We start from the raw sequence: 2,434 nt of genomic DNA, 5'->3' as shown, positions 1-2,434 counted from the left end.
GCGTTGACGCTTCGGCCGACGTAGGTGACGCCTCGGCCGGGGTGGTCAGTCGATGTAGTTGGTGGTCACCCAGTAGGCGAGGGCGTACGCGGCGGCGGTGAGGATCACGGCGATGATCACGCCCCAGGCGTGGTTGAAGACCTCGGTGAGGAACACCATCGAGAGTACGGCGACGAGGGCCGAGCCGAGGAAGCTGATGGTGAAGGGGGAGCGGGCGCTGGCGAGGCGGAGCAGGTAGCCGCCTAGGACGACCGCGAGGACGAAGACGCCGATGAGGACGATCGCGCCGGTGTCGCCGAGCGAGGAGGTGCCGCGGGTCCACTGGCTCACCATGCCGCTGAACCAGATGGCCACCGCCATGAACGCGCCGACGATGGCGCCGATCATGACGGCCGCGGACAGGCCGGAAGGGGTGCCGAGGTTGATGCGCCGCTGGATCGCTTCCATCGGCTGCCTGGGTGGCTTCGGCTCTCGAGGAGCCTTGGGCGCCTTCGGTTCCTTCGCGGGCTTGGCCGGCTTCTCCTCCTTCTGCTCAGGTGCGGGCTTCAGCGCGGGCTTCTCCGCGGGCTTCTCCGCGGGCGGCTCGGGAGCGACGACGGGCGGTGCCGTCTCGAGCACCTGAGTCTTCTCCGCAGAAGCTTTCTCGGGCTTGGTGTTGGTTGGCTTCGTGCCCCCGCGCTTCTTCTTGAAGCCGAACGACGGCGCGGCGAGCTTGTCGGCGGGGTCGTTGCTCATGAGGGGCAGTTTCGCATGTGGTGGGGCCCACAATGAACTCAGGCTCGGAGATCTTTGCGATCTCCGAGCCTGAACTCGATGTCGGGTTGACAGGATTTGAACCTGCGGCCCCCTCGTCCCGAACGAGGTGCGCTACCAAGCTGCGCTACAACCCGAATGCTGCACCGATCAACGGTCCAACGAGGAATGAGCATAGCCCAGACACCGTCCCTACTCGTAATCGAGCCCTACCGGCGAGACGCTCCGCGCGGCGTGAGCGTCAGCAAGGTGGCCTCGGGGCGGCAGGCGATGCGGATCCGGGTGTAGGGCGAGGTGCCGAGACCGGCCGAAACGTGCAGCCAGGCCTGCCGTCCGCCATAGGTGTGGGTGTGCAGTCCGCGTGCGCGTCCGGGATCGATGTCGCAGTTGGTGGCCAGCGCACGACCGCCGGGCAGGCAGATCTGACCGCCATGGGTGTGACCGGCCAGGATCGCGTCGTAGCCATCGGCGGTGAACTGGTCCAGGACCCGCAGGTAGGGAGCGTGCGCGACCCCGAGACGTACGTCCGCAGCCGGGTCCGCGGGGCCTGCCACCGCGGACAGGTCATCGAGGCGCAGATGCGGGTCGTCGACGCCGGCGAAGGCGAACTCGATGCCCTGGACGGTCAGCGACGAGCGTGTGTTGGTGAGGTCGAGCCAGCCGGACTTGGTGAAGGACGCAGACAGGTCGCGCCAGGGCAGCTCAGGGACGTTCGTACGTCGCTTGCCGTTGTCGGGCAGCAGGTAGCCGAGCGGGTTGCGCAGGCGCGGCTCGTAGTAGTCGTTGGATCCGTGCACGAAGACACCGGGCACGTCGAGCAGCGTGCCGAGCGCGTTGACGATCGCCGGCACGGCCCGCTGATGGGCGAGGTTGTCGCCGGTGTCGATGACCAGATCGGGCTTGAGCGCGGCCAGCGACGCGATCCAGTCGAGCTTCTTGTGCTGCGAGGGAACCACATGCATGTCCGAGAGATGCAGCACCCGCAGCGGGTCCGCTCCTTCGGGAAGAACCGGGAGTCCGACGTGGCGCAGGGTGTATTGACGAGCCTCCCACAGGGCGTACGTCGTCATCGCCGCGCCGGCGGCGAGACCGGTGCCGAGGGTTGCGCCGATTACTGAGGCGAGCCGCATGGCTCAACCCTGCCACAATGGGTTCCATGAGCTCTTTGAAGGACCGACTTCGCACCGACCTGACCTCTGCGATGAAGGCTCGGGACAAGGACCGTGCCGGCACGCTGCGGATGGTCATGGCCGCGATCAGCGAGGCCGAGGTCGCCGGGAAGGAGGCCAAGGAGCTCACCGACGACGAGATCATCACGATCCTCACCCGCGAGGCCAAGAAGCGCCGCGAAGCGGCCACCGCCTTCGCCGAGGGCGGTCGCACCGAGCAGGCCGAGAAGGAGACCGCGGAGGCCGCGGTGATCACCGAGTACCTGCCCGCGCAGCTGAGCGCCGAGGAGATCTCCGACCTGGTCAGCAAGGCCATCGCCCAGACCGGTGCCGCCGAGGAGGGAATGCGCGCGATGGGCAAGGTGATGGGCATCCTGACGCCGCAGACCAAGGGCCGGGCCGACGCCTCGGCGGCTTGCTCACGCCGCTGGCGATCAAGGCCTTCGGCCGGGCGGTCACGATCGGGCTCGGCTGCGCCCTGTCGGCGACCGGCTTCGCGCTGTACGCGGGTG

Annotated in this window: 3 protein-coding genes and 1 tRNA gene; 1 reads left to right on the top strand and 3 read right to left on the bottom strand. The window is 68.0% G+C overall.

Annotated elements, in window-relative coordinates:
* Positions 1-45: 45 nt before the first annotated feature.
* From ACFVJS_RS27560 to ACFVJS_RS27550, 3 genes are all read right to left on the bottom strand, one after another.
* On the bottom strand, positions 46-735 hold the full coding sequence (locus ACFVJS_RS27560; RefSeq protein ID WP_378886731.1) for a hypothetical protein: 690 nt from the start codon (positions 733-735) through the stop codon (positions 46-48).
* A gap of 81 nt (positions 736-816) precedes the next feature.
* Positions 817-890 (bottom strand) — tRNA-Pro (locus tag ACFVJS_RS27555).
* 72 nt (positions 891-962) lie between these two features.
* Positions 963-1,883 carry a metallophosphoesterase gene (locus tag ACFVJS_RS27550; RefSeq protein ID WP_378886730.1) on the bottom strand — a complete coding sequence of 307 codons (921 nt, stop codon included), beginning with the start codon at positions 1,881-1,883 and terminating at the stop codon, positions 963-965.
* Between the two features lie 26 nt (positions 1,884-1,909).
* On the opposite strand from ACFVJS_RS27550, the gene ACFVJS_RS27545 reads away from it, so the two are divergent.
* Positions 1,910-2,434 (top strand): GatB/YqeY domain-containing protein (locus ACFVJS_RS27545; protein ID WP_378886729.1); only part of this gene is annotated, 525 nt, incomplete at its 3' end.

Origin of the sequence: Nocardioides sp. NPDC057772, from assembly GCF_042798075.1 — a bacterium.
Taxonomy (GTDB): Bacteria; Actinomycetota; Actinomycetes; order Propionibacteriales; family Nocardioidaceae; genus Nocardioides.
Note: the sequence above shows the minus strand (reverse complement) of the source record. Positions and strands in the feature narration are given on the sequence as shown.

What these genes read in the sequence shown, in the direction of transcription:
- ACFVJS_RS27560 (WP_378886731.1), bottom strand. Translation starts at nt 735, where the DNA reads ATGAGCAACGACCCCGCCGACAAGCTCGCCGCGCCGTCGTTCGGCTTC.
- ACFVJS_RS27550 (WP_378886730.1), bottom strand. Translation starts at nt 1,883, where the DNA reads ATGCGGCTCGCCTCAGTAATCGGCGCAACCCTCGGCACCGGTCTCGCC.